26 protein-coding genes and 1 pseudogene are annotated in these 24,337 nt (G+C 59.7%); 13 read left to right on the plus strand and 14 right to left on the minus strand.

Translation table 11 applies throughout. The annotated features are described in order from the left end of the window. The coding region (locus GGQ85_RS14870; RefSeq protein WP_309775149.1) for a GTP-binding protein at nucleotides 1–332 on the minus strand (332 nt) is incomplete at its 3' end. Nucleotides 333–535: 203 nt separating this feature from the next. On the opposite strand from GGQ85_RS14870, the gene GGQ85_RS14875 reads away from it, so the two are divergent. The 3 genes from GGQ85_RS14875 to GGQ85_RS14885 all read left to right on the plus strand — a co-directional run bounded on the left by GGQ85_RS14875 (nucleotide 536) and on the right by GGQ85_RS14885 (nucleotide 4,749). Further along, the gene (locus tag GGQ85_RS14875; RefSeq protein WP_309775151.1) at nucleotides 536–1,096 is read left to right on the plus strand and encodes an RNA polymerase sigma factor; all 561 of its coding nucleotides are present in this window, start codon (nucleotides 536–538) and stop codon (nucleotides 1,094–1,096) included. 61 nt (nucleotides 1,097–1,157) lie between these two features. After that, on the plus strand, nucleotides 1,158–2,117 hold the full coding sequence (locus tag GGQ85_RS14880) for a FecR family protein (protein WP_309775152.1): 960 nt from the start codon (nucleotides 1,158–1,160) through the stop codon (nucleotides 2,115–2,117). Between the two features lie 337 nt (nucleotides 2,118–2,454). Further along, nucleotides 2,455–4,749: a TonB-dependent siderophore receptor gene (locus GGQ85_RS14885; RefSeq protein WP_309775153.1), complete on the plus strand. Its 2,295-nt coding sequence runs from the start codon at nucleotides 2,455–2,457 to the stop codon at nucleotides 4,747–4,749. 167 nt (nucleotides 4,750–4,916) lie between these two features. On the opposite strand, the gene GGQ85_RS14890 is transcribed toward GGQ85_RS14885, so the two are convergent. From GGQ85_RS14890 to GGQ85_RS14900, 3 genes are all read right to left on the minus strand, one after another. After that, a complete protein-coding gene (locus tag GGQ85_RS14890; protein WP_079446471.1) occupies nucleotides 4,917–5,627 on the minus strand; it encodes an outer membrane protein in 711 nt (236 codons plus the stop codon). A 259-nt stretch (nucleotides 5,628–5,886) separates the two neighbouring features. After that, the gene (locus tag GGQ85_RS14895) at nucleotides 5,887–6,321 is read right to left on the minus strand and encodes a hypothetical protein (RefSeq protein WP_309775154.1); all 435 of its coding nucleotides are present in this window, start codon (nucleotides 6,319–6,321) and stop codon (nucleotides 5,887–5,889) included. 169 nt (nucleotides 6,322–6,490) lie between these two features. Next, entirely contained in the window at nucleotides 6,491–6,688 is a 198-nt protein-coding gene (locus GGQ85_RS14900) for a His-rich protein BRANT (protein WP_079446468.1), read from the minus strand. 300 nt (nucleotides 6,689–6,988) lie between these two features. On the opposite strand from GGQ85_RS14900, the gene GGQ85_RS14905 reads away from it, so the two are divergent. The 3 genes from GGQ85_RS14905 (at nucleotide 6,989) to GGQ85_RS14915 (ending at nucleotide 9,102) form a co-directional block, all read left to right on the plus strand. Next, nucleotides 6,989–7,768, plus strand: coding sequence for an NAD kinase (locus GGQ85_RS14905; protein ID WP_079446467.1), 780 nt, complete (start codon nucleotides 6,989–6,991; stop codon nucleotides 7,766–7,768). A 198-nt stretch (nucleotides 7,769–7,966) separates the two neighbouring features. Further along, nucleotides 7,967–8,512 carry a response regulator gene (locus tag GGQ85_RS14910; protein WP_079446466.1) on the plus strand — a complete coding sequence of 182 codons (546 nt, stop codon included), beginning with the start codon at nucleotides 7,967–7,969 and terminating at the stop codon, nucleotides 8,510–8,512. An 11-nt stretch (nucleotides 8,513–8,523) separates the two neighbouring features. Next, nucleotides 8,524–9,102 carry an Hpt domain-containing protein gene (locus GGQ85_RS14915; RefSeq protein WP_309775155.1) on the plus strand — a complete coding sequence of 193 codons (579 nt, stop codon included), beginning with the start codon at nucleotides 8,524–8,526 and terminating at the stop codon, nucleotides 9,100–9,102. A 734-nt stretch (nucleotides 9,103–9,836) separates the two neighbouring features. Here GGQ85_RS14915 and GGQ85_RS14920 read toward each other — a convergent pair. The 4 genes and pseudogenes from GGQ85_RS14920 to folE form a co-directional block, all read right to left on the minus strand. Then, nucleotides 9,837–11,003: pseudogene (locus GGQ85_RS14920) on the minus strand (DUF2336 domain-containing protein); the annotation flags it as partial. Between the two features lie 235 nt (nucleotides 11,004–11,238). Next, on the minus strand, nucleotides 11,239–12,183 hold the full coding sequence (locus GGQ85_RS14925) for a transglycosylase SLT domain-containing protein (protein ID WP_309775157.1): 945 nt from the start codon (nucleotides 12,181–12,183) through the stop codon (nucleotides 11,239–11,241). 150 nt (nucleotides 12,184–12,333) lie between these two features. Next, entirely contained in the window at nucleotides 12,334–12,771 is a 438-nt protein-coding gene (gene hisI / locus GGQ85_RS14930; protein ID WP_309775158.1) for a phosphoribosyl-AMP cyclohydrolase, read from the minus strand. 40 nt (nucleotides 12,772–12,811) lie between these two features. Further along, on the minus strand, nucleotides 12,812–13,510 hold the full coding sequence (gene folE / locus GGQ85_RS14935) for a GTP cyclohydrolase I FolE (RefSeq protein WP_079446462.1): 699 nt from the start codon (nucleotides 13,508–13,510) through the stop codon (nucleotides 12,812–12,814). Nucleotides 13,511–13,758: 248 nt separating this feature from the next. Between folE and GGQ85_RS14940 the strand changes: the two genes are divergently transcribed. Then, nucleotides 13,759–14,214 carry an iron-sulfur cluster assembly scaffold protein gene (locus tag GGQ85_RS14940; RefSeq protein WP_079446461.1) on the plus strand — a complete coding sequence of 152 codons (456 nt, stop codon included), beginning with the start codon at nucleotides 13,759–13,761 and terminating at the stop codon, nucleotides 14,212–14,214. 95 nt (nucleotides 14,215–14,309) lie between these two features. On the opposite strand, the gene GGQ85_RS14945 is transcribed toward GGQ85_RS14940, so the two are convergent. Beyond that, on the minus strand, nucleotides 14,310–15,227 hold the full coding sequence (locus GGQ85_RS14945) for a COG3904 family protein (protein WP_309775159.1): 918 nt from the start codon (nucleotides 15,225–15,227) through the stop codon (nucleotides 14,310–14,312). Nucleotides 15,228–15,502: 275 nt separating this feature from the next. Here GGQ85_RS14945 and yidD point away from each other — a divergent pair, with 275 nt between their 5' ends. Then, the gene (yidD, locus tag GGQ85_RS14950; RefSeq protein WP_309775160.1) at nucleotides 15,503–15,847 is read left to right on the plus strand and encodes a membrane protein insertion efficiency factor YidD; all 345 of its coding nucleotides are present in this window, start codon (nucleotides 15,503–15,505) and stop codon (nucleotides 15,845–15,847) included. 210 nt (nucleotides 15,848–16,057) lie between these two features. On the opposite strand, the gene GGQ85_RS14955 is transcribed toward yidD, so the two are convergent. Next, complete coding sequence (locus tag GGQ85_RS14955; protein ID WP_309775161.1) at nucleotides 16,058–17,104, minus strand: RgsD C-terminal domain-containing protein; 1,047 nt, start codon at nucleotides 17,102–17,104, stop codon at nucleotides 16,058–16,060. Nucleotides 17,105–17,315: 211 nt separating this feature from the next. On the opposite strand from GGQ85_RS14955, the gene GGQ85_RS14960 reads away from it, so the two are divergent. After that, the gene (locus tag GGQ85_RS14960) at nucleotides 17,316–18,365 is read left to right on the plus strand and encodes a patatin-like phospholipase family protein (protein ID WP_309775163.1); all 1,050 of its coding nucleotides are present in this window, start codon (nucleotides 17,316–17,318) and stop codon (nucleotides 18,363–18,365) included. A gap of 12 nt (nucleotides 18,366–18,377) precedes the next feature. On the opposite strand, the gene GGQ85_RS14965 is transcribed toward GGQ85_RS14960, so the two are convergent. The 3 genes from GGQ85_RS14965 to GGQ85_RS14975 all read right to left on the minus strand — a co-directional run bounded on the left by GGQ85_RS14965 (nucleotide 18,378) and on the right by GGQ85_RS14975 (nucleotide 20,174). Next, complete coding sequence (locus GGQ85_RS14965) at nucleotides 18,378–18,806, minus strand: CBS domain-containing protein (RefSeq protein ID WP_309775164.1); 429 nt, start codon at nucleotides 18,804–18,806, stop codon at nucleotides 18,378–18,380. A 195-nt stretch (nucleotides 18,807–19,001) separates the two neighbouring features. Next, the gene (locus tag GGQ85_RS14970; RefSeq protein ID WP_309775165.1) at nucleotides 19,002–19,784 is read right to left on the minus strand and encodes a rhomboid family intramembrane serine protease; all 783 of its coding nucleotides are present in this window, start codon (nucleotides 19,782–19,784) and stop codon (nucleotides 19,002–19,004) included. Nucleotides 19,785–19,955: 171 nt separating this feature from the next. Further along, nucleotides 19,956–20,174, minus strand: a complete 219-nt coding sequence (locus tag GGQ85_RS14975; RefSeq protein ID WP_309775166.1) for a hypothetical protein — start codon at nucleotides 20,172–20,174, stop codon at nucleotides 19,956–19,958. A gap of 242 nt (nucleotides 20,175–20,416) precedes the next feature. Between GGQ85_RS14975 and GGQ85_RS14980 the strand changes: the two genes are divergently transcribed. The 4 genes from GGQ85_RS14980 to rpsD all read left to right on the plus strand — a co-directional run bounded on the left by GGQ85_RS14980 (nucleotide 20,417) and on the right by rpsD (nucleotide 23,665). Continuing rightward, a complete protein-coding gene (locus GGQ85_RS14980; RefSeq protein WP_309775167.1) occupies nucleotides 20,417–20,737 on the plus strand; it encodes a hypothetical protein in 321 nt (106 codons plus the stop codon). A gap of 203 nt (nucleotides 20,738–20,940) precedes the next feature. After that, on the plus strand, nucleotides 20,941–21,498 hold the full coding sequence (locus GGQ85_RS14985; RefSeq protein ID WP_309775168.1) for a PAS domain-containing protein: 558 nt from the start codon (nucleotides 20,941–20,943) through the stop codon (nucleotides 21,496–21,498). A gap of 342 nt (nucleotides 21,499–21,840) precedes the next feature. Next, complete coding sequence (gene murI, locus GGQ85_RS14990; RefSeq protein WP_309775169.1) at nucleotides 21,841–22,692, plus strand: glutamate racemase; 852 nt, start codon at nucleotides 21,841–21,843, stop codon at nucleotides 22,690–22,692. Between the two features lie 355 nt (nucleotides 22,693–23,047). Then, nucleotides 23,048–23,665, plus strand: a complete 618-nt coding sequence (gene rpsD / locus GGQ85_RS14995) for a 30S ribosomal protein S4 (protein ID WP_079446452.1) — start codon at nucleotides 23,048–23,050, stop codon at nucleotides 23,663–23,665. A 67-nt stretch (nucleotides 23,666–23,732) separates the two neighbouring features. Here rpsD and GGQ85_RS15000 read toward each other — a convergent pair whose 3' ends face one another. Next, entirely contained in the window at nucleotides 23,733–23,999 is a 267-nt protein-coding gene (locus GGQ85_RS15000) for a PepSY domain-containing protein (RefSeq protein WP_079446451.1), read from the minus strand. Between the last annotated feature and the right edge of the window lie 338 nt (nucleotides 24,000–24,337).

The following is a 24,337-nucleotide window of genomic DNA, read 5'->3' on the forward strand; positions in this document are numbered from 1 at the left end:
CCGTCCGCCGCCGAAACAACCAGGATCGCGCCGTCCATCTGCGCCGCGCCCGTGATCATGTTCTTCACGTAGTCAGCATGGCCAGGACAGTCGACGTGGGCATAGTGACGGTTCGCCGTCTCGTACTCCACATGCGCCGTCGAAATCGTGATGCCGCGCGCCTTCTCTTCCGGAGCCTTGTCAATCTGGTCGTACGCCGTGAACGTCGCCCCGCCCGTCTCCGCCAGAACCTTCGTAATCGCAGCCGTCAATGACGTCTTGCCATGATCAACATGACCAATCGTCCCAATGTTGCAATGCGGCTTGTTACGTTCAAATTTCGCTTTGGCCATTCTTCACCCCTTACGATCCGGCACACGGGCGGCATCGAACCGCGGGTGGGTTACTGCGGATAATGCCCCCATTCAAGCCGAATTCCGCACCGACTTCCTGGCCTGACCGTGACCAAGAGGAGCTGATCCCGCTTCGAATGCGGGACTGATTTAGATGCGATCTAAAGTTATGAGCTTGCGCTGCACCTTATTTGTCTCTGTATATGCCTGCATACTCAGACAGGAATCGTAGCGTGGCGCCGGCCGGCATTCTTGACAGCGACAACCTTCTGGATCGCGCCATCGAAGCGCACTACGCCGACATCAAGGCGGCGGTGCTTCGCCGCGGCTGCGCACGCGGGTTCGTCTCGGATGTAGTCCACGATCTCTATATCAAGCTTGCCGAACAGCCCGACGTCCTGAAGGGTAAGCATTCATTATGCGCTTTCCTGTGCCGCTCGGCGATCAACCTCGGCATCGATCGCATGCGCCGGGCGCGGCTCGAGCAGCACCTTTTCTCAGGAACAGCGGTCGAGGCGCTCGCGGTTCCTGCCGAAACGGCCGCGCCTGATTATGGTCTCGAGGTCGAGGCTCGCCTCGCGGTGTTGCGCGAGGCCATTGCGGAGCTTCCGGCGCGACGACGCGCCGTTTTCGTCCTGCACCGTCTCCACCGGCTCGAGCCCGACCAGATCGCGCGAAAGCTCAATATCTCGCGAAATATGGTCGACCGGCACCTTCGGCGGGCACTCGCGCATTGCCTCGATCGCCTGCTCGGTATCGAGTAAGAGTCCTTCTCAACAGGACTCGCTCGTCTCCATGATGGGTGAGAAGCGATCAGGAGTCGCGATGACAACCGACCAATCAGCGCAGGCAAGCCGCAAACGACATGAAGAAGCCGCTGCCTGGGTGCTGAAGAATCGTGACATGAATCAAAGCGCACACGAAAGTCGCGCATTTGAGGAGTGGCTCGACCGAGGCCAGGAGAACAGAACGGCGTACGAGGCGGCCGAGCGGCTGATGGGCGAAGCGCGCACGGTCATTTTGAACGATCCGGCCCTGCGGAATTTCAAAGTCAAGCCGCGCCCGCGTGTCGCCAAGACGCTTGCGGTTGCGATTCTCGGCGCGGCGCTCGCCGGCGGCGCCTTCGTCTATTCCGACGGCCCGATGCGGCTTCTGGCCAATGCAAGGTCGGGCACGGGAGAAATGCCGACCATCAAACTGGCGGATGGCACCACCATTCAGCTCAACGCCTTTTCCGCCATCTCCTACCGATTTACAGCAGAAACTCGTACGGTAACATTGCTGCGCGGTCAGGCATTCTTCCAGGTTGCGAAGGATACAAATCGTCCGTTTGTTGTCGAGGCGAATGGCGGGCTGACGACCGCGCTCGGGACGGCCTTCGATGTCCGGCTGGATCCGAGTTCAACAGAAGTGACGGTGACCGAACATGCTGTATCGGTCACTCCTCATACGCACGCCGACCCTGCGGTCCGGGTGAACGAGGGCCAGCAGGCCGTATATGACCGTGACGGCAGGGTGAAGGATGTTCGGCAGGCCGACACTCATACCGCGCTGGCGTGGCGCCGGGGCCAACTCGTGGTTGACAATGCGCTGTTGGCCGACGTTGTGACAGAGATAGGTCGCCATTTTGCGGGGCGTATCATCATATCGAATTCGGACCTCGCCGGACGCCGCGTCAGCGGTACATTTACCGTCACCGATACCGATGCGGCGCTCGCGCTCTTGCGCGAGTCTCTGGGACTTAGTGTGATCCGGATGGGTCCGCTGATCGTGCTGCGGGGCTGAAAATCCATCTCTCCCATCGTCACACACGGGCTTGACGTCACTGACGTCACAAGGCGCTCGATCGATACTTGAAACTTCCAAGTTACTTTCCTCATCGTCCAGAGTCCCAAAGCGTTCCCTTCGTTCGTCACTCCATTGAAAGGCTGATTTTCCGCCATCCCGGCGGAGCGGCATGATTTTGGGGACGAGTTCGATGGCGGGGGAAACAACGGGGCAGCGGCGACAATCACAGATTTTGAGGCGGGCTCGATCACTCCTGTTGGGGACGACGCTGCTTGCAACCGGTTTCGTCGTGCCGGCAGTTGCTCAGAATGCGCCTGCGTCCGTGGCGCGGACCATGTCCATTCCTGCTGGCCCGCTGACGACGGCCTTGAATCGGCTGGCCGCCCAAACCGGAATGCAGGTGTTGTTCGATGCGTCGATCGCGCGGGGCAAAACGACGGGCGGCGCCCACGGTGAGCTGACTGCTAACCAGGCGTTGTCGGCGATCCTGAGCGGAACCGGCCTCGTCGCACGGGCCACCGGTCCAAACGCGATCACGATCGTTTCGCCGTCAGCGGCCGGCGGCGCGGCGCCGGCCGGAGCGATTTCGCTCGATACCATCGACGTACAGGGCGAGACCGCGCGGGGGCCGGTGCAAGGTTACGTTGCAAACCGCAGCGCAACAGCCACGAAAACCGATACGCCGTTGATCGAGGTGCCGCAGTCGATTTCAGTCATTGGGGCCGAGCAAATCCGCGACCAGAAAATCGTTTCGAAGTTCGATGATACCCTGCGCTATACGCCGGGAGTCGTGGCTGCCCAGTATGGGCAGGATCATGGCGATGACTGGTTTGTTATCCGCGGATTTTTTGCGCAGAATGACTCGCTTTTTCTCGATAACCTGCAGCTCTACAGTTCCACTTTTACCGGCTGGAAACTGCAGCCGTTCAATCTTGAACGCGTCGAGGTGCTGCGCGGCCCGTCAGCAATTTTGTACGGCGGATCGGCGCCGGGCGGATTGGTCAACGCCGTAAGCAAGGCGCCTCCCGCCGAGCGCCTTGGCTTTATCGAGGCCGGCGTCAACAATTTCGGCAACGCTTACACGCAGTTTGACTTCGGCGGTCCTGTCACGACGACCGAGCCGGGATCCGGCAAAATTCTCTACAGGACCGTCGGCCAGGTCAATCGCGGCGGCACGCAGACGAACTTCGTCAACGACGACAACTATTTCATCGCGCCGTCCGTGACCTTTCTACCCGATGTGGACACGCGGCTTACGGTGCTCGCCATGGCATCCCAGAACAGGACGAGGGTGCAAGGTTTTCTGCCTTATGTCGGAACCGTGACCGACGCTCCGTTCGGCCGAATACCGGCGAACCTGTTTATCGGCGACCCCTCTGTCGGCGACTACAGCAGGCAGCAAAAAATGGTCAGCTATCAATTCGAGAAGCATCTCTCGGACAACGCGACGTTCCGCCAGAATGGGCGCGTTGCGAATGTCGCTGCTGACTATAACGGCATAATCGGGTTTGGCTACGCGACCACTCCGGCCGCAGCCGACATCGCGCGCGGCACCTTCATCGCCCGCAATAATGCGACTCAACTCAGTCAGGACAATCAGTTTGAGTATCGCTTTGCGACGGGTCCGTTCCGGCATACCGCGGTGATGGGTCTTGACTTAAAACATTATGCGCTCGACGACAAACAGGGTATGGGGCCCGCTACCGATCTGAACGTCCTCAATCCGGTGTATGGCGTTAACCCGCCCTTCGACGGCCCGCTTTATCGGGACGGCCGCGTGACACAAAAGCAGGCCGGCCTCTACCTGCAGGACCAGATCAAGTGGGATCGTTTGACGCTGGTCCTGTCGGCCCGCAACGATTGGGTAAAGCAAGTCTATACCGACCTATTTACTTTAACCCGACAGGACAGCAAGTTTTCCGGCCGCGCCGGCCTGATCTACAACTTTGACAATGGCGTTGCACCCTATGTTTCTTATGCAACGAGCTACAACCCGATCGTGATCATCAATGCCGCCGGTAATTTGCTCCTACCCGAAACCGGTGTGCAGACTGAAGTCGGCTTGAAGTACCAGCCCTCTGGTCTGAACGCACGGTTCGGCATCGCTTTGTTCGACCTCAAACGCCAGAATGCCCTGACTGTCGATCCGATCAATCCGACTTTCCAGAGACAGAATGGCGAGGTGACGTCGCGCGGCCTCGAACTGGAAGCCGTGGCCAATATCACCCGCGATTTCAAAGTGGTTGCGAGCTATACCAACTACGACCTGTTCATCAGCAAGGATCTCGATCCGACCTTGATCGGTAAGGTTCCGACCACCGTCCCGCGGCAGATTGCTTCGTTATGGACGGACTACACGTTCAGGGAAGGCTCGCTGGACGGCTTTGGTCTCGGTGGCGGCGTGCGCTATGTCGGCTCATCTTTCGCCGACGTCGCCAATCTTCTTACCGTTCCGTCCGTGGTACTGGCTGATCTTGCCGTTCACTACGAATGGGCGAGTAACTGGCGCGCGGCAATCAACGTTATGAACATCGCCGACACCGCTTATGTCGCAGGCTGTGGCGGTTTTACTTCATGCTACTACGGCGACCGGCGCCGCATCACGGGAAGCCTCTCCTACAAGTGGTGATGGTTGCTTTAAGATGACGCGTGCCCGCGACTATGGATTACGCGCCGCGAAATAGGTCGACCGCATTTGATCCGCAATCGGACAGCAGATCGCATCATGCGCAACTAATAAAGGCCGGCGAAGCCGGCCTTTGCCATTCAATCCGAGCGGATAATCTGGAGGCGATCTCAGTAATGAGGGACCGCCGGTCCGCCCCAGCCGAAGCGATAGTTCACGCCGGCCTTGACGGTATGCTCGTCGTTGCGGAAGCTCGCTCCGACAACATCAGCCGGAGAACCCGCGCCGAATGTCGTCTTGCCGAAGTTGTAATACTGGTACTCTGCTTTAGCGGACCAGTTCGGCGCGAACATATATTCAAGACCTGCACCGACAGTGTAACCACTGTCCCGATTTCCATTGGTTGTGAAAGCCTGCGGCACCCCGGCCGCGTTGGAGACACCCAGCGTGCTGTCCCTGAACGCATAGCCGCCTTTGGTATACAGAAGGGCCGGCCCCCAGGCATAGCCGAGCCGACCGGTCACTGAGCCCAAGCCGGGGTTACCACCAGTCACAATACTGCCGCCAGGGAAGACCACATCTCCTCTGTAGTTGGCGAGCCAGCTATATTGGGCCTCGATGCCGAGCACCCATTGGTTCGCGAACTGGTAGTCGGCACCGCCCTGCACGCCTCCGAGGAAACGACCGTCGCTTCCCCCCAGGCCGCCGCCGAACGCACCGCCGAGATGGCCGCCGACGTAGAAGCCAGTCCAGTTGTAGACAGCCTGCGGCGGCGTAGAGGGCAGGGGCGCCTTGGTATAGGGTCGCGGCTGAAGGTCAGCCGCAAATGCTGGTGCAGCGACGGCTGCAACGGCAGCGATCGTAAGCAAGAATTTTTTCATGATGGGTTTCCCCTCTCATTGGATTACCACCATCGTTCGTTCACCTTGGTCAAACAACGTGGCGCGAATTTGGTTGCCGGGCTGCATAACGGCGACGTCGGCGCACCACAACGCTGTTCCTATGTAGGAACTGTCGCCCGGAAAAACAGGGCCTCGTTTGCCGCGGTTCCACCACAGAATCTCTGCGGACCTAAGGGCTCCAGACTCGTCAAAATGTGATCAAATGATTTGAGACCCGAAGCCGAGCCCTACCGGTGGCTCAGCGCGTCAGCTTCTCGAGTTCCGGGAACGGCGCGTAGACCGCGCCCGCACAGATGTCATCGACCTTCTCAATCATGCGATCGAGCCGCGCATCGACATACACGACCGCACGCTGCACCACACCCCGATAACTACCGTCGATTTCTCGGGCGTTATAGCGCAGGCAACTCACGTAACGCAGCCTGCCACCGACGGTGCGCTGAGCCGGTTCGGCCATCGCAGCGTCCCGAATGCCGGCGGGGTTATTGAGGTAGGTTCTGAGAAACGCCAGCAATTGAGCGCGATAATCGGCTGGAAATGGTTGATTAGCCACCCCGCGATCATCGGTATAGACGAGGCCGCCCTGACCACCGCCCTGCTCGCTGTCGGTCATGCAGGCCGCGAGCGATGCCGCCAGCATCACGATCGCCAGGAATTTTGCAGATGCCCCCAACGTCCGTCCGTCTTTCCGGTTTGTATTTCTCCCGAAAGCACTAAACCGTCCGCTGCCGAAAACAAATTCGTATTTCGCTTATCCGGGCAAAAGTTCGGGTTGCGACGAATCGAGGCTTGCGGCAGCCAAAAGCGATCGCCGCAAGCCCTGATCGCACCTCGTGACGGAATTAGCTCTGCTTGGGGGCGCTATGATGACGGTGATGAGATTTCGTCTTGGCCTTGGCCTTGGCGTTGGCGTTCAGCACTTTCGAGTTGACGGTCGCCGTCTTGGCCGCCGGGGCCTGGTCCGTGCGGGAGGTGCTAGCCATCGCGGGCGCAACAAACACGGAAGCCGCAAGCAGTGCGGCCGAAATCGTCTTGAACATCGATTGGTCTCCTTGGAGCGTGGATCGCCGAGGTCGCCGTCCGGATGGCCGGGCTCTTCGATAAGACCCCCATCATGAAAGCGCGTAGCTGAATGCACGCTGAAGCGCGATGGCGGCCTCTGTTCACCTTGATGAACAGTTGGTCATAAGCGCGATCGGCGGAGCCTTGTCCTTTCCCGCTAACCATGGACTGACCCGGGCCTCGACACGCGACCGCAAAGCGCGGTTAAGTGCCTCTTCGATAGCCGGCGTGACCGAAAACAACACGTCAACGGCAGTTGCGGAAGCCTGCGAACCATCATGCCCTCACCCCAATCCTATAACCGGATCGCCTTTGTCGCGGGCGCAAGTCCAGAAGCCCAGCAGGCGCTGACAGAGTTGGTGGAGACCTATGGCAATCGCGATCCCGCGGACGCCGATGTGCTGGTTGCGCTCGGCGGCGATGGGTTGATGCTGCAAACACTGCAGCGGAACATGCGGTCGGGAAAGCCGATCTACGGGATGCATCGCGGCACGGTTGGATTTCTGATGAACGAATACAGCCGGCATGATCTCCAGGCGCGCCTCGCTGCCGCGACCGACACCGTTATCCATCCGCTGTTGATGCGCGCGACCGATATTCATGGCGCGATTCATAATCATCACGCCATCAATGAAGTATCGGTATTTCGCCAGACCCACCAGGCAGCGCGGCTGCGCATCCTGATCGACGAGCGCGAACGCATGGCCGAACTTGTCGCCGACGGCGTATTGGTTGCCACGCCGGCCGGATCGACCGCCTATAACCTGTCGGCGCAGGGACCGATCCTGCCGATCAACGCGGCGCTGCTCGCTCTGACTCCGATCAGTCCCTTCCGTCCGCGGCGCTGGCGCGGCGCGCTGTTGCCAGATACGGCCGTGGTGACAATCGAGGTGCTTGAAGGCGAAAAGCGCCCGGTGGCCGCCGTCGCCGATCACGATGAAGCTCGCAACGTCCGCCGCGTCGAGGTCTCATCGGACAAAATGATTTCAATGCGAATGCTGTTCGACCCGGGCCACAGCCTCGAGGAACGAATCCTCAGAGAGCAGTTCGGATACTGAGTCCCTTCCCTCTCCCTTCTTTTAGAGCGGACGGTTTCGAACGACGCGAGAAACTGGTGAGGCAATTGATCTTTTGTCGCCCTCGCTGGCTCGAATTTCGCTGCTTTCGCTCGCCTCCCCAAGGGAGACAGAAGGAACGGCAACCATTCATTAACGGCGACGGCATATAGTTAACGGCAAGTATACCGGGCCCGCATCATGTACGGCATTGACTTCAACAAGCTGCGGTTTCTCGTCTGCGATGACAACGCACACATGCGCCGCATTCTGCGCACGTTGCTGCATTCGTTTGGCGCGCGCGAAGTCTACGAGGCCGAGGACGGAGCCACCGCCCTCGAAATGTTTACTCATTATGTTCCGGACATCGTCATCGTCGACTGGGCGATGCCGATCTTCGATGGCATCGAGCTTACGCAAATGATCCGCCAGCCGGACTCGAAGGGAAACCCGTTCGCCCCGATCATCATGCTGACCGGACACTCGGAGAAGCGGCGCGTCACAGTCGCGCGCGATGCTGGTGTCACCGAATTCCTGGCGAAACCGATTTCAGCCAAGGGGCTCTATCAACGAATCCTGAACGTCGTGGTCTCGCCCCGCCCTTTCATCAAGACCAAAAACTATTTCGGTCCGGACCGCCGGCGCAATACCAGCAACGGCTATATTGGCCCCGAGCGCCGCGGCACCAAGGAGCCCGACGTTATCCCGCAGCCATCGCTGCTGGATAAGGCGCGAGCCCCGGGCTAAAAGGCACGGCGATGCAGAAGAAAGATCCCGCCGAACTGACGATCCAGGCATTCGCCGACCATCACGTCATCACCCCGCCCAATCGGCTGCGCAACGTCGTTCGGCTGATCGATGAGAAAAATTTAGACGACCCGATCGCGCTTGCCGAAAAGGCCCTGGCGGGGCTTTCGGACGAATTCTCCAAGTGGATGGCGATCGAGTGTGACCGCCTTGTCGCCGCCCACGCGGCCATTCTCAAGAACGGATTCACGCCGGCCACGCGCGACGAACTGTTTCGCGCCGCGCACGACATCAAAGGCGACGCCGCAACCTTCGAGTATCCCGCCGCCGCCGCCGGTGCCGAAAGCCTCTGCCGCATCATCGAACATTCGCCGGCTCTCGACCGGGTACCTGCGGAGCTGATCGCCTATCACATCAACGCGATCCAGGCGATCGTGCGCGAGCACGCCAGCCCCGGCACCAAGGCCATGGCAAAGGAGATCAACCGGAAACTGCGTCTTGTCGCCGATGAATATCTCGCAACGGTCAACCAGGACCGTCCCGAACACCTTGAAGCCATTCTCGCGCCGAGCATTGCGCCGACAGAATAGCGCTCGGCCGTTCCTGCAAGCGGCTGAGGATCTGTTCTCACGCGGCTTCTTTTATCACTAAGATTTCCGCTGGAAGATCAGCCCTATCGAGCGTTTTTTTTGAACGAAGTGGAATCCGCTTCGCGTAAAGAGAACGCGTCAAACCAAAAGAAATCCTTTGCCGTTTCCGTGAGCGATGAATTTTAAGTCTTCGCTCGAACGAACTACGCCGCCGCAAGTAGATCGCTGAGCAGCGGTTCGCGATATGCTCGCGGTGAATCTTTGGGCTCGCCAAAGCTCGGCTCACGGGACGCGGACTCATATGACGCCGGCTCGTCAAACCTCGGTTCGAGGCGTTCCGGTTCATAAGACGCAACAGCGTAAGATCCAGCCTCGCAAAGTTCGGCTTCGTAAGACTCAATTCCGTACGACTCAATTTCGTAAGGCTCAGCTTTATAAGGCTCCGCTTCATAAGGCTCCGCTTCATAAAGCAAAGCTTCACAAGACTTCGCGTCGTCAAGCTCAATTTCATCAAGCTCGTGTTTGTCGAACTGAGTTTTGAACGCCCAGCGGTCAAGAAATTGCGGCCTAAAATCCTTCACCGCTTCACGGAGACGGTGAAGGACTCTCGTATTTTGATTTGATGCGTTTTCTTCACGCGAACCGCTCAAAAACGCTATAGAGGGGGCAGGTTCGCGGAACTCCTCACGAAACTCAGGTTCGTAAAACTCCGGCTCGCAAACCGGCATTTCATCAATTTCGTCGCGCGCAGGCTCCGCGGCTGCTTCGGTAACCAGTTCGTCACAGAACACACGCGCTTCCTCGCGCGCCGATTCCGTCGCGAACCGCCGCAGCAGGATCAGCAGAGGCTCCGAAACCTCAGCGGGCGCCGTTTCGCACATCGTCAGCACACGCTCGACCATGCGGCGGCGTAGCCGCGTCGTACCGCCGACCGTCCCGACAAAGCCAATCTCGTCGCGCGCTTCCAGCGCGGCGCGAAACCCAGGGAACGTGGATTCCGGCAGCCCCGCCCGCGTCAGCAGCGCGGAAAGGCTGGCGCCGCCGCGATCATGAACCAGGGCGGTGACGCGACTTAAAGGCAGGCCGGACAGTTCCACCAGCGCATGGTCGAACAGCTCCGTATTGCCCGACAGCAGCGCGCGCAAAATCAATCCGGGGGTGAGTTGCCCGGTGGCGCGCAGATGCGCGACCAGACTGCACATGTCGTCGTCTCGCGCATGTGCAGCGATGTCAACGATCGAGCGATCGCGCGCATCGCTAACCGCACGGCCGGCGCGATCGGCATTGAGCCAACTCCGTGAGACAACGAACTGCGCCAGCGAGTTCGAAAGCTTTGTGGCCAGCGCGAGCCGTGTGACTACTGGCAGATCCTCGAGCGCCAGCATCGATTCCCGGATCGCCGCGAGATGACCATGCCGCTCGACGATGCGGTCCCATGACATCGGCGCGATATTCGCGCCCGGATTTTCGATCAGTTCAAGTGCCGCCGCCGCCGAGCCAACCTCGGCAAGGGCTGCGCAGACCGACACCGGCACGTGAACGCGGCGCGCGACGGCGCACTGCACTTCACAGCTACCGGTCGCGACGATGTCGACGAGGTCCGCATCGATCAAGAGTGGCGAATGTTCGAGAATCGGAATAGCGACCGACGGCTGATCGACCGACAGTGCCCGGACAATGGCCGGCGGCGCGCTCGCGCTACGCGCGAAAACGTCCGCCATCGCCCGGCGAACCAGCGGAGACGAGTCATCGAGCTGCAACAGCAGCCCGCCCTCGGCAGCGGCGCGGTCGTCATCGGACAGATCGGATATGAGCCACGCGCGGGCTAGCGCTCGCGTCGCTTCGGCCCGCTCGCCTGCGGGGGCGGTCCGTACCCAGCTTAGGAATTGCCGAACGATCATGGTGTTTCCGGCTTACGCACCGACACCGCGAAACGGTGTCGGTCATAGAAAATAAACCATGACGCTTAACAAAGGGTTCACCATAACCGTTTGCCTTCGTTGACGCTTCGTTAACGCGGCGAGTTCACGCGCACGATGAGACGATCGCGTTAGATCGTCATGCGAGGGGTTAGCAGTGCGCAGCGTCGTTCGGAAAACAACAAACGACTAAACTCGTCCAGGGTTCGTTGCGCCCCTACCCGCTATAAGCACCGCTGCGATCGCTGAACAGATCGAACGGCGGACGCGGATCTGAAACCGATGGGTTCTGCGCCGTGGTGGACGGCGCACCCCACAATTCCTGAACGACCGGAGACACCGGCTGGGTACGCTCGCCGACCTGAAACAGCGAACGGAACGTCGGCTGGCTTGGCGCGGCCGAGGAGGAAGCCGCGATCGGCGCGACGCCGCGCACGTCGGGCAGGCGTGACAGATAGGCCGCCTGGTCGGATGGCGTCGAGGACTGCGTTTCAGACGTCATGGCCATACGGGTCGCGGGCGAATTGGCGGCGACAGCGTAGCGCCGGTCCAGATCGGCGTAGACTTCCGAGACGCTACGTGCGCGGCCGTCAGAATCATAGAAGATCGGACGATTGGCGGCGGCGGCATTCGGAAACAGCCGCGCACCGGACGCTTGTGGATTGTCCTCGGCATTCGCGATCAGTTTCGCGGCTCCGCTGACGCCCATGAAGTGCGCCATGTAGAGTTCGCTGTCGGTCGGACGGCGGCCTATCAGGCCAGTCAGCTTGAAACTGTTGGATTGCGTCAGCACCCCCGCCATGGCTGACGCGATAGCCGGGTCATCACGCAGCTTGAGAATAGCGGCGCGGGTCGCCGGATCAGCGACGGAATAGCTGCCAGATGGCGATTTGGCGATAGCGTCGGCATAGCCGTTAAAGCCGAGCGCCGGTCCCGCCTCCTTTACCGTGCCGAGCCACGTCTGCTCGATGAACTGATAGAGGCCCTTGGCGGACGACGTGCCGGCAGCGGCATGAGGATTGAAATTGGATTCCATCTTGGCGGTCGCGAGCAGATATTCGAAGCTCGCTCCCGTGGCCTCGGCTGCCCGCTTGATGGCGGTAGTTATTCCGCCGAAAATTCCGCTCAGTCCCGAAGCGGCGTTGGCGGCATCGACGCTCATCTTGATCTCCGCTCCCGCGACCGCCCGCCTGCATAGCACCGGAAAATCCGTCGTCTATTCCGACGTTTCCAGACGGCTATTCGCTCGGATCGCAAGGTGGAAGATTATGGTTAACAGGGCCTTAACGGAGGCCTGCACAACCCAAAGCCGTCAGGCCTTCGCGCCGTAAACATCGGCCGGATCGAAGAGCCTGTCGGCATCCACAAACGAAAGGCCCATTTTGTCGCCATCGCCTTTTGTCACTGCCCGGTAGAAACACGAGCGCCGTCCGGTATGGCAGGCGGCGCCTTGCTGTTCGACCTTGATCCAGACCGCGTCCTGATCGCAGTCCGTTCGCATCTCGATCACTCGCTGGATCTGACCCGAACTCTCACCTTTCCGCCATAAGGCCTTGCGTGAGCGGCTGTAATACCAGGCATCACCGGTCTCAACGGTCCGCCGCAGCGCCTCTTCGTTCATGTGCGCGACCATGAGAACGTCGCCGGTTTTGGCATCCGTGGCAACGCAGGTCACGAGTCCGGACGCGTCAAAGCGGGGCTGGAACATCAGCCCCTCCTCGACCTCGGATGAAGGTTTTGATCCAGACACAGGAAATCCCTTCGGAATATCGTGGAGGGATTTAACGCGGCTACCCTCGTACCATGGACAGGAAACGCGCCTGCTCCGTGGGATTGTCGCGGAATACGCCCGTGTACCGGCTTGTGAACGTCATCGCGCCATGCTTGGCGACGCCGCGCACCGACATGCAGGTATGCTCCGCCTCGATCATCACGGCGACGCCCCGCGGTTTAAGCACCTCGTCCACGGCCGCGGCGATCTGCGCGGTCATGTGCTCCTGGGTCTGGAGCCGCCGGGCGAAGATGTCAGTCAAGCGCGCCAGCTTGGACAGCCCGACCACCCGCTCCACCGGCGTATAGGCGATATGTGCCTTGCCATAGAACGGCATCATGTGGTGCTCGCACTGCGAGGTGAACTGGATATCACGCACCAGCACGAAATCATCATAGCCTGCCGTTTCACCAAAGGTCCGGTTCAACACCTCGGCCGGACACTGATGATAGCCCTGATAAATCTCGTCATACGACTCGATCACCCGGCGTGGAGTATCGAGGAGCCCCTCGCGGTCCGGATTTTCCCCGATATAGGACAACAACGTTCTGATAGCGCCTTCGGCTTCATGCCGCGACGGGCGTTGCCGGTTCGGCTGAACCGCCGCTAAAAACTCCGACGGGTCCAGCTGGGCAGGAGAGAACCCGGCAGGTTTGACGTTATTGGATTTGACGTCAGAAGGTTTGCTGCCGCGTAGCGGCTTGATCAAAGCGTCCATCTTCACTCCGTTCGACCGGCCTCGCGTGAGACCGGAGTGTCACCGGGCAGACGGGGCAGCATTGCACGCCACCGGACGCCTGAGTCCCTTGATATTCAACATTGCAACGTCCGAATCGAACTTCAATCCGGGTGCGACGGAAAATCGCCGGATTGCGTTTCCCGGCAATAGATACATATATAGGCTTCGAGGTTCCCGCCGCCAAGAGCGTCGCTCCGCCTCTTTCAGCGAATTCAATGTCGAAACCTATGCTGAACGACGTTTACAATACTCGCATTATCGAACTGGCCGGCAATATTCCGCGCCTGGGCCGTCTTGCGGCGCCAGACGCCAGCGCCACCGCTCATTCGAAGCTGTGCGGGTCCACCGTCAAGATCGATCTCAAGATGGATGGCTCTATTATCACGGACTTCGCGCACGACGTGAAGGCCTGTGCGCTCGGCCAGGCGTCCTCCTCGATCATGGCGCGCCATGTGGTCGGCTCGACCGCCAGCGAACTCCGCGAGTTGCGCGAGATCGTTCACAGGATGCTGAAGGAAAACGGCGCACCGCCCGAAGGAAAGTGGGCCGACATCGCGCTGCTCGAACCGGTGCGCGATTACAAGGCGCGCCACGCATCCACCATGCTGACGTTCGATGCGGTCGTCGATGCCATCGGTCAGATCGAGACAAAATCAGCCGCGCTGACCACCGCCCAAAGCTAAAGTTCCCCGGTTACCGTTCGCGGGAAGAAAGCCATCAGATCAAATCATAGAGCCACGCTTCTGCTCCCGTCAGGAGCGGAACGGCTCTCGTGTCGTTATTGAGGCCGGTCCGGAGCAGCGCTCGCCGCAGCGTGCCCGGCGGATTCTGCTTCAGCTGTCTTGGTCGGCTGGCCGGTCATCGTCGCCGCAGCGGGTGCATTCGTTATACCGGGAAAGCGATCCTGCACCGGCTTTGTGACAATATCGGCAACTGGCGCCTCAACGACCTCCCCACCCGGCAACACATCCGCGGCGCGGTCTGTCGTCATAAGATTGGCGGAGCGCAATTCCGCTGGCGACAATTCGTGAAGGGCCTCCCAGGGAGGAATACTGAGCGCCAGGTGCAGCAGATCGCCGGACCCGCCCATCTCAAAGGTGTACTTGGCGAGCCGACCAATATCGCGCTCTACGATCATCAAATCCTCGGCAGTGTAGCTCGCAGCCCTGGCATCGTCCGCGCGATCACCCATCCAGATCTGATGTACGCGAACATGTGCGCGCTCAGGCACATAGCGGGTTTTTCCCGACAGCAACACGAACACGCACATGGACTCGCAATAGGCTTCGGGGAACACAGCTGCGCGATCACCCGCCACCGTCTTGACGACGACGCTGGCCCCAACCGTGGTGCGCACGCCGAGTTCTCGCCAGCGCCGCCCGAGCGCAATGGCATCGTTGACCGAGCCACCACCGGAATCGAGCACGACCGTCGCACCGGTAAGATCGCGCCCGGCAGCGAAGTCGTTGAAGGCTTTCGGAGTTTCGCTCGTTACGAGGCCAACGGCGCTGATCCAGCTCCCACAGTGCGGCTCACAAGCAATCCAGGAGAAACGCATCGGATGCTTGCGTGCCTCGAGGTTTTCTTTCGTCGAACCCTGCTCAAACGCAGATGCGAAACCTGAAAAGGCAAAACAAAAAGCTGCCGCGCACAGAAGCGTCCGTCCGTAGAAGCCGGATGATTTCGCGAACCTCAATTCGGTCCCTTCCCCACAGCCGATGTTGCCTGATCTAACGCAGCTCGATGTTCCAATCCGATGCAGTAGCCCGAACGCATAACCCTACGTTCAACACGATGATCCTGTTAGCAGAAACTAGCCGTGAGACTTGTCAGCGTCCATAAACCTTTGCTGCGATTGTTCCTGGGAGTGTGCGATATTCTGCCACCTGTGGCGATATTGCAGCTTGATCTGGTTCTTCGGGGGAACCTGCGGCATGCATCTCTCGCACCTGAGAGGAAAGCTCCGCGTTCATGAAGCCGACGCCGCAAAGTTCCAGGTTCTGCCCGGCTTGCGCAAGTGCCGCTTTGCGGCTGCCCCGCAATGTCGGCCGAGCGTTGATCTGGATCTATCGCCATACCCTATCGCCGCTGGTGGGTTTCAACTGCCGGCACCTGCCGACATGCTCAGCCTACGGCGATGAAGCAATCGAGCGTTTCGGGCTTTGGGGTGGCGGCTGGATGACGTTGGCGCGGATCTTACGCTGCCATCCTTGGGGAACCTCCGGCATCGATAATGTTCCCGCAGCGAAACCATCCGGCGCTACCTGGTACCGGCCGTGGCGTTACGGCCGCTGGCGCGGCGTGAATGCCCCGTGAGAGGATTTCCATAGCGTTTTCGAGCGAAGGGTATTGGTTCGCGTGAAGAAAACGTGGCAAATCAAAATCATAGAAGCGCCGCTTCTGATCCCATCAGAAGCGGAAAGGCTCGAATGAAGTATGTCGAGAACTGAGGTGTGGTTCGTTCAAAGAAAAGGGCGCTAAAACAAAAAGGTTCAACCCGATATTGATACATCGGATCCGGGAGCTTTAATGCGCGAGAACCTCGATTTCTCCGTCCACGCCGTTGAAGACCTCGAAGCCCCTCTCGAAGACCTTGCCTTCGTTCTTAGCGATGACGCGATACTCACCCTCGGCCAATATCACGCTGGGAAATGCTCCGATCGATTCCTTGATAACATCACCCCCAGGCGTCAGAACTGACCACGCAGTATTGGCCAGCGCTTCGCCGCCCTTGTCGCTGACGAGTTTCAGGGTGATGAGCGCGGCACGGTGAGAGATCGTTACGTCGGTCAACTTTCCTGCTTGCACACTGATGTCCGAGCGTACGACCGAGTTCGCGTCGCCATAGGTGGAGACGATGTAGTAAGTACCTTCCGGCAAGAGCATAACGTCGCCCCCAGCGACATTAGGCACCAGCGGCGCGCGCTCGGTGCCCTCGAACTGACTACCCTTGTAGATGCTGAAGGAAATCTGGTTGGGCGGGATCATCGATGCGCCGACTCGACCCTCGATCTGCAGGCCGCCCGCCGGCAACACGAACGACTCGCGGTCGGTGTCAGGCTTGAGTGTCACAGGCCGCGCGGCGCTGACCAGCCCCAGCGAAACGTGCACGACATAGCCCCCCGGCGGGAGCACGAGGCTGGGAGTTGCATCATGGTTTTCGCGCACCAGCTTGAAGGCACCGGTCTCGTCGGGTCGTTCGGAATAAACTCGCCAGATCAGCCCGCTGTTGATGACCGGCAGATCCTTACCGTAGCGCGCGGTCAACGACAGAACCCCCTGCGCCGGAGCCGCGATGCTAGGCGGCGCCGTCAGCGGCACGGCGGCGGCCGGCACCTGAGTCAATGGCGCTGGTAGATTTGGCGTGGATGCCGGACCGGAGGACGGCGCAAGGCTGATCGCAGGTTCCGACGGAGCTTCCGGAATGGATGCTGGCGGGACCGGCGGCGGACGTTCGCCAAACAATTGTGCTGACGCGGCGTATGGAAAGGTCGCGAGAAGCGTGACGACCGAAACAAGGAACGGCCATGAGCGTCGGCTCACATTACATCGATGATTTCCCCCGAAGATCATGGCGCCGGTTCTTCCCGGAAAACACGGCGAATTCAAGCCTCGGGACTTGCTCAGAATTGCATCCCGCTGTGGAAGACTTAAAAACCGGCCCATCGGGTTGAAACGCCGCTATCCGGTGATAATTTCTGCCAAGCAAGCAATAAGTCATCCTTTTGCTCACCGTGTCCGCCGGCAGCATGGTAACCGATGCCGGCAGTCGGAGAATCCTATCGTGCTGGAGGGTTTGAAAGGTCGCGACCAGAATGGGTCGAACGGCCAAAAAGTAGGATTGGGTAGCGTCAGGCGGCCAGTGATCGGGCTGGCCCTGGGTGGCGGGGCCGCGCGCGGTTTCGCTCATATCGGCATTCTCCGTTCCCTGATCGCGCACGGCATCGAGCCCGATGTCGTGGTGGGCACGTCGATTGGAGCGGTGGTTGGGGGCGCCTATGCCGCCGGTCGTCTTGATATTCTGGAGGAGTGGGCGCGCAGCCTGCAGCCTCGCAGTCTCTTCAGTTATCTGGATATCCGGTTGAACGGCTCCGGACTGATCGGCGGCGCCAAGCTCACCGCCCAACTCGAGGCGTCGCTCGGTCAAATCCAGATTGAAGAACTGCCACTCAAGTTCGCAAGCGTCGCAACGGAAGTCCGCACTGGCCACGAAATCTGGCTTACGCACGGGCGACTGGTCAATGCTATGCGTGCGTCCTATGCCCTTCCGGGTATCTTTGCGCCGATACTGGTTGGCGACCGCTGGCTGGTCGATGGCGCGCTTGTCAACCCGGTGCCTGTTTCCACCGCCCGCGCGCTGGGCGCCGAAGTTGTGATCGCGGCCAACCTGTCTAATGACGTGTTCGGCCGCAGCACCACGATATTCTCTCATGGTACGCAGAACGAGGTGCAGGAGGAGGTCGTCGTCGAGCCCCCGCCGCGCAGACTTGGCTTCGGCAAGTTCTTTTCGCTCGAGCGAACGGTTAAGCGCGAATTCTTCGCCGGCGGCAGTCGCCCGGGTGTTGTGTCGGTCATGACCGACGCGTTTAACATTATGCAGGATCGAATCACGCGCGCGCGGCTCGCTGGCGACCCGCCGGACCTTTTGATCTCGCCGCGGGTCGGCCAGATCGGCTGGTTCGACTTTCACCGCGCCGGCGATCTGATCGCGCACGGTGCACGTGCCGCAGATCGAGCGATCGACGCGATTGTAGAAGCGATCGAAGTTCTCGCGCCGGCGTCGGCACCGGACGTTGCTGGCGTCCCGGACCCTGAAAGCGGGACCGATCCTTAATGCAGCACGTGCTCAGGCCGTGTTGATGTACTCGCGCAGCGCCTCCTGCTCGGCTTCATATTCCTGGACGCGCAGCTTGACGACATCCCCGATCGAGACCATGCCTACCAGCTTGCCCTCCTCCACCACCGGCAGATGCCTGAACTTTTCCGCGGTCATGACTTCCATGAGGTGAGCGACCGTATCCGACAGACGGCAACTGACGACCTTGCGGGTCATGGCGAGGCTGACGGGCTCATCGAGCGCAACTGCGCCGCGTTTATCCAGTACATGGACGACGTCCCGTTCGGACAGAATGCCATCAATGCGCGTACCGCTCACGACGAGCACGGAACCGATCTGCTTTTCCGACAAAATCTTGAGCGCCGCCGAAAGCTTTACGTCGGGCGCGACGCTTACGACTTGAGAACCCTTGGCGCTGAGAATGGCACATACTGTCATTGTCGCTTCCCTTGGAGGGATCGCGCGGGATCACTTTGCGCGATCCTTGCCTTTAGCGTTCAGGCGACAACCAACATCCAGTTTTGCTCGCGAGTAGAACGCATCAACGGGGTCATCGTTTCCAGCACGCGAACGAATTTAAACTCGCCTGACCAGGGGATGATGAATGAAATCAGCCTGCATCGCAAGCAATCGTTAGACATGATCCGCGTCGGAAGACGCATTCTCGGCGTCGCGCGGAGAACGAGGCACCGGATCGAACAATGAAAACAATAGAAGGCCCGCCATAAAGCCGCCCATGTGAGCCTGCCACGCAACGCTGCCTGGCTCGGCGCCGATTGCAACTGATCCCATGCCGAAAATGATATTGATACCGAACCAGATTGCGAGAAACGCCAACACTCGGGGATTTTGCAGGGCGCGCGTCAACGACAGCGCGGGCACCTGCGCGGCAGCGTCGGCATCGCCGCGGCCCAAGGACAGAAAACTTCCCTGCGCGAAGGCGAAGCGGATCGCCGCAGCCATTGCGCCCGACACCGAGGCTGACGCGCCGATCATCGGCGCAATATTGTGCTCATGGGTCACTAGATGCGCGACCGCGCCGGCAACGGCGGTCACCGCCATGAAAAGAAAAAATCTGAAGGCGCCGAAACGGCGCGCCAGCGCGCTGCCGAAGGGCAGCAACCACAAGATATTGAAGCCGATGTGACTGAGGTTGGCGTGCAGCAGCGAATAAGTCACGAATGTCCAGACCTTAGCGCCGCTTCCTCCGGGAAACGCTGTCGCGAGAAGATTCGGATCGTAACGCTTCGGAATGAAGCCGAACGCCTCAATGATCCAATATTCCAGATCTGGCGGCATCGCCGACCACACGACATGAATAATCGCGAGAAGGCCAATATAGGCGATCAACGGCCCCGGCAGGGTCAGGATCGGTTCACGCCGAGGTTCTGACGAAGGGTCTGAGGGAAAGTCCAAGGGTGGCGACCTGGTGGCTCAAGCGGGCGAATCCGGCTCACGAAAACCGGGTATATGGCGGCGGTCCAGACGGCCCTTCCCTGGTCCGCATATCGCGGGGCATTCTCGACAACACGACGCTTTCAAACAAGCGTCAAAACAGTCGCGCAAGAAGCACATGACGTGGATACGTTACTCGCTCTGCCGCTTGCGGAACACCCACCATTTCAGTCCCTTATAGAAAAGCACCATTGCAGTCAGCGATGCCGCGCCCTTCAGAAACCAAGTAAGCATCTCCAGAGGACTTCGAGCGCCGTGCTCTCTTTCCCTTTCCGCTGGGACCTCTTCTTTTTCTGCTGGGAGCTCCTTTTCCGCTGAGACCTCTCCTTTTTCAGCTGAGACCTCGCTCACCTGAACAACGGATCCAGCGCGAGGATGATCAGCCACATCCTTGATAAGGTGAGCCGGTGGGAACTGGACTTCTGCAACGGGCGTTCGGCTACTCCCGAGTTCATCAGATTGGGCCGGAATACAGGCCGATTGAAGGCCGATCGTAAGACCTAGAATGGGCACCCAAAACCGCAAGACTCTCCCCGCCTGTCTCATTCAGCGTTTGCCTCTGCCATTATCGAGTACAGGATAGTCGGCGAACCGTGCTCTATCCGGTCTCATACCACCACCATTTTGACCGACCGTCCGGGCCGGATTATGCCGACTCATACTCAGTCCGGCTCTCGCTGTCGATGTTGGCGGCAGCAACTTACAAGATCGAAGGGGCGGATTTTTCGAACGAATCTCTCGCGCCGCACGGGATGCGCCTCGACGCCAACCGTAAAAGTATAAGGGAGGGTCTGAGAAACCCTCCCTTGATCGTATGGGGCCGGATGGATTTCGATGAAAAGAAATCCGCTTCCGATCTTCGTGACGGTTGCAACTGCTCGATACATCCGCGGAAACCTGAAGAGAACGCATGACGCGGCGGGATCATAGCCTGTTTCCGGCGAACCTGGCTCGGTGGTTAATTTAACGTTAACGGCACAATTGCCTGGGGTCGCTGACGCAAAAGCCGCCTCCGGCATGGACGCTGCAACACCGCTCCTGCACAACAGCAAACGGCTGAGGTGCCTTGAAATAGGACAGATTTGTCCGGTTGGACCTCGGTCAGGACGGTTGCATCATGAAACACCCATCGAACCGCACATTCTTCGCCTACTGGGATGAGAAACGTGACGGCGAGCGTGCTCCGGACCGCCGCGTCATTGAACCGAGTGCAGTTCGCCAGCTGCTCGGGGACATCTTCGTGCTCTCCTACGAGCCGGAGCGCGGTTATCCGTTCCGCGTTGCCGGAACCCGGATCTGCGCCCTGCTCGACCGCGACCTTAAGGGGGAGAATTTTTCAACACTGTTCGCGGCCGCAAGCCGCGCCCAAATTACCGACATGCTCGGCATCGTGTCCGACGAACTATTGGTCGCGGTCGCTGGTTTGACTGCCACCGAGCGGAACGGATCGCTCGCACACTTCGAACTGCTGCTGCTCCCCTTCAACAATCGCACCCATACCCCAACCAGCCTGACCGGGTTGCTGGCGCCGATGCAGCCCAGCCGGCAGCCCGTGATAGACTTCACGCTCACTTCGTGGCGCTATCTGAATCATCCGCCGCAACGTTTCGTCCCACGCGCACTGAAAAAGCTCGAGATCGCACGCGGCTTCATGGTCTACGAAGGATTGCGCTAGAGCCTTTCAGCCGGAATGAAGCAAGGGCACCACGTTCTTGGTATTACGAGTCTTTCTCCGAACGAAGCGTTTCGTCCGAGCAGCGCTGAAATCTGGCTGATTTCTTTGTTAGTATTAAACCGCATATTGAAAATATGATATTATAGACGTTTTCCGGGTCATGCCCGACGGCTGGTCCAGGACTTCCCACGCATCGCTCTCCACGGCACAAAGCCGTTGCACCCACCGTGATGTTGCGAGCGTTGGGGATCGCCTTGTCTTAAGGTATGATTGTCCCGAGATGGACAAATCGACACAATCCGTAAAAACTCCGCGGTAACCGACCGTCCCTAATATTCTCGCGTGTCACACACTCCAACCATTCTTGTCCTCGATTCCGGCCTCGGCGGCCTCACCGTGCTGCGGGAGATCGTCGGCGTCCTCCCCGCTGCACGATATGTCTATGTCGCCGACGACGCCTTCTTCCCCTATGGCCGCCTCAGCGAAGACGAAATCATCGCCCGCGTGGTGCCGCTGGTCGGAGAGTTGATCGGCACCCACGCCCCAGACATCGTGGTGATCGCGTGCAACACGATGTCCGTCTCGGTTCTGGGGCCCTTGCGCGCCGCCTATTCGGTGCCGTTCGTAGGCACGGTTCCGGCAATCAAACCGGCTTGCGCCGCGTCGAAAACCAAGCGCGTCTCGGTGCTCGGCACCCGGGCGACCGTGCAGCGCGAATACACTCAGGCGCTGATCCGGAATCACGCGCAAGCCTGCACCGTAACGCTTGTTGGCGCGGCGCGCCTGGCTTCGTTGGCGGAGGACGCCTTGAGCGGCAAGCCCGTCAGCGACGCCGACATCCTGAGCGAAGTCGCCCCATGTTTCGTTTCGGCGGGCGATGGTGGGGATCTGCGCACCGATGTCGTCGTGCTCGCCTGCACGCACTACCCGCTGTTGCTCGATCGGCTGCTCAGGCTCGCACCATGGCCGGTGTCATGGATCGATCCGGCGCCCGCGATCGCCCGCCGCGTCGTCGATCTGCTGAAACCACTCGCGCCGAGCGCCACCGGCGGCCGCGAATTCCCGCCCGAAATGATCTTCACCTCGGGCCGCTCCAACGCGCTGACGGGCGCGCTCGCGCCGTTCTTCGGCGGCCGCGTCCCAGCCCGACCCGCGTCTCATCAGCTGATGCCAGAACCGGCGACAAACCGTTGAAGATTCATGGTTTCACGCGGGATCAGGCCGCTAATCTTCGGCGCAAAGTGATATAGCGGCGATCAGCTCCCCGCAGCGTTCGCGTTTGGCATTCTTCCGATCGAAAATGACTCCGCCATGGTTTGACAGGAAAGCGGTTTGTCCCTAGAAAACGCCTGCGCGCGGGCCTGTTTTGGCCCGCGTTGCGTTTCGCGACCCGTGGTCCTGCCCGTCAAGCTTATGGGCCGGACCTGTCGGCGGCGGATTTGTCATGATCCCGAAAAGCGGTCTTCCGGTTTTTCATCATGTCCAGATCATCCGCACAGGAGGGCGCGTTTCCTCGATCCACAGACTTTAATTTTGACAAGAGGACGCGATGACTAAGCGCAATGAGGCGAAGTACAAGATCGATCGCCGTATGGGCCAGAATATCTGGGGCCGCCCGAAGAGCCCCGTCAACAAACGCGAATACGGCCCCGGCCAGCACGGCCAGCGTCGCAAGGGCAAGCTCTCCGATTTCGGAACCCAGCTTCGCGCCAAGCAGAAGCTCAAGGGCTATTACGGCAACATTTCCGAACGTCAGTTCTACGCGATCTATGTTGAAGCGACCCGCATGAAAGGCGATTCGGGCGAGAACCTGATCGGCCTGCTCGAGCGCCGCCTCGACACCGTGGTCTATCGTGCGAAGTTCGTGCAGACCATGTTCGCCGCGCGCCAGTTCATCAACCACGGCCACGTCAAGGTGAACGGCCGCAGAGTCAATATTCCGAGCTACAAGCTGAAGGTCGGCGATACCATCGAGGTGAAGGACGCATCCAAACAGCTCGCGCTGGTGCTGGAAGCCAACCAGCTCGCCGAACGCGATGTGCCCGATTTCATCGACGCCGATCACAACAAGCAAAGCGCGAAATTCATCCGCATTCCGCAACTCGCGGACGTGCCTTTCGCGGTGCAGATGGAACCCCATCTGATCGTCGAGTTCTATTCGCGCTAACCCCACCGCCTCGATTTAAAAAAGCCCCGGATCGCTCCGGGGCTTTTTTTGTCCAAGGTCGAAGTGATTAGTTGTCGGGTTCGCTTTTGATGACCTCACCACTCTTGGGATCGACACTCAAATCGTAACGGACGCCCTTGAGATCGGCTTCCAACTCCCAATGGCCATCATCGGCCTCAACCTTACTGAAATTTGTGTATCCCAGGGCGGTTAGCTTCTCGATGACCTGATCAGACTTCATCCAGTCTGCGCCCGGCTGGTCTGCATGGGCTGGGCTGGTAGCTGCCGCCAAAACAAGCATCATCGGCGCTAGGGCGATAAAACGCGTTCTCATTCTTGTCTCCGTGCAAGGTACATGGCTGAGCCAAGAACTGCCCTTGGTCGGGAAGGTTCCTCATAGAAGCTTTTCCGCGCCGTCCCACGCTAACGCCCCGCGGATGCAACCATTAGACTGGTCACGGCGACGTGGCTGGAAAGCGTGCCTTATCCGCACGGACTCTGAGGATTCCTGGCGCCTGCGTGCGAGGCAGTCGCGATGCCAACCGTTTGCGGTCACGCGACCCTACGAGTCGCGCCGTCAATACCGCCGCGACCGGAGATTCTTTGAGCTGCGTTGACGGATGCATCAACGCCCAGCGTGGTGATGTCCGCGACGATGAGATCCAGTCGTGC

The organism is Nitrobacter vulgaris, assembly GCF_031453995.1.
In the GTDB taxonomy this organism is placed as follows: Bacteria; Pseudomonadota; Alphaproteobacteria; order Rhizobiales; family Xanthobacteraceae; genus Nitrobacter; species Nitrobacter vulgaris.

What these genes read in the sequence shown, in the direction of transcription:
- GGQ85_RS15000 (WP_079446451.1), bottom strand. Translation starts at nt 23,999, where the DNA reads ATGAGAACGCGTTTTATCGCCCTAGCGCCGATGATGCTTGTTTTGGCG.
- GGQ85_RS14940 (WP_079446461.1), top strand. Translation starts at nt 13,759, where the DNA reads ATGCTGAACGACGTTTACAATACTCGCATTATCGAACTGGCCGGCAAT.
- GGQ85_RS14910 (WP_079446466.1), top strand. Translation starts at nt 7,967, where the DNA reads ATGTACGGCATTGACTTCAACAAGCTGCGGTTTCTCGTCTGCGATGAC.
- GGQ85_RS14875 (WP_309775151.1), top strand. Translation starts at nt 536, where the DNA reads ATGCCTGCATACTCAGACAGGAATCGTAGCGTGGCGCCGGCCGGCATT.
- GGQ85_RS14965 (WP_309775164.1), bottom strand. Translation starts at nt 18,806, where the DNA reads ATGACAGTATGTGCCATTCTCAGCGCCAAGGGTTCTCAAGTCGTAAGC.
- yidD (WP_309775160.1), top strand. Translation starts at nt 15,503, where the DNA reads ATGAAGCCGACGCCGCAAAGTTCCAGGTTCTGCCCGGCTTGCGCAAGT.
- rpsD (WP_079446452.1), top strand. Translation starts at nt 23,048, where the DNA reads ATGACTAAGCGCAATGAGGCGAAGTACAAGATCGATCGCCGTATGGGC.
- folE (WP_079446462.1), bottom strand. Translation starts at nt 13,510, where the DNA reads ATGGACGCTTTGATCAAGCCGCTACGCGGCAGCAAACCTTCTGACGTC.
- GGQ85_RS14880 (WP_309775152.1), top strand. Translation starts at nt 1,158, where the DNA reads ATGACAACCGACCAATCAGCGCAGGCAAGCCGCAAACGACATGAAGAA.
- GGQ85_RS14925 (WP_309775157.1), bottom strand. Translation starts at nt 12,183, where the DNA reads ATGAGCGTCGATGCCGCCAACGCCGCTTCGGGACTGAGCGGAATTTTC.
- GGQ85_RS14890 (WP_079446471.1), bottom strand. Translation starts at nt 5,627, where the DNA reads ATGAAAAAATTCTTGCTTACGATCGCTGCCGTTGCAGCCGTCGCTGCA.
- GGQ85_RS14985 (WP_309775168.1), top strand. Translation starts at nt 20,941, where the DNA reads ATGAAACACCCATCGAACCGCACATTCTTCGCCTACTGGGATGAGAAA.
- GGQ85_RS14885 (WP_309775153.1), top strand. Translation starts at nt 2,455, where the DNA reads ATGTCCATTCCTGCTGGCCCGCTGACGACGGCCTTGAATCGGCTGGCC.
- GGQ85_RS14955 (WP_309775161.1), bottom strand. Translation starts at nt 17,104, where the DNA reads ATGATCTTCGGGGGAAATCATCGATGTAATGTGAGCCGACGCTCATGG.
- GGQ85_RS14900 (WP_079446468.1), bottom strand. Translation starts at nt 6,688, where the DNA reads ATGTTCAAGACGATTTCGGCCGCACTGCTTGCGGCTTCCGTGTTTGTT.
- GGQ85_RS14915 (WP_309775155.1), top strand. Translation starts at nt 8,524, where the DNA reads ATGCAGAAGAAAGATCCCGCCGAACTGACGATCCAGGCATTCGCCGAC.
- GGQ85_RS14905 (WP_079446467.1), top strand. Translation starts at nt 6,989, where the DNA reads ATGCCCTCACCCCAATCCTATAACCGGATCGCCTTTGTCGCGGGCGCA.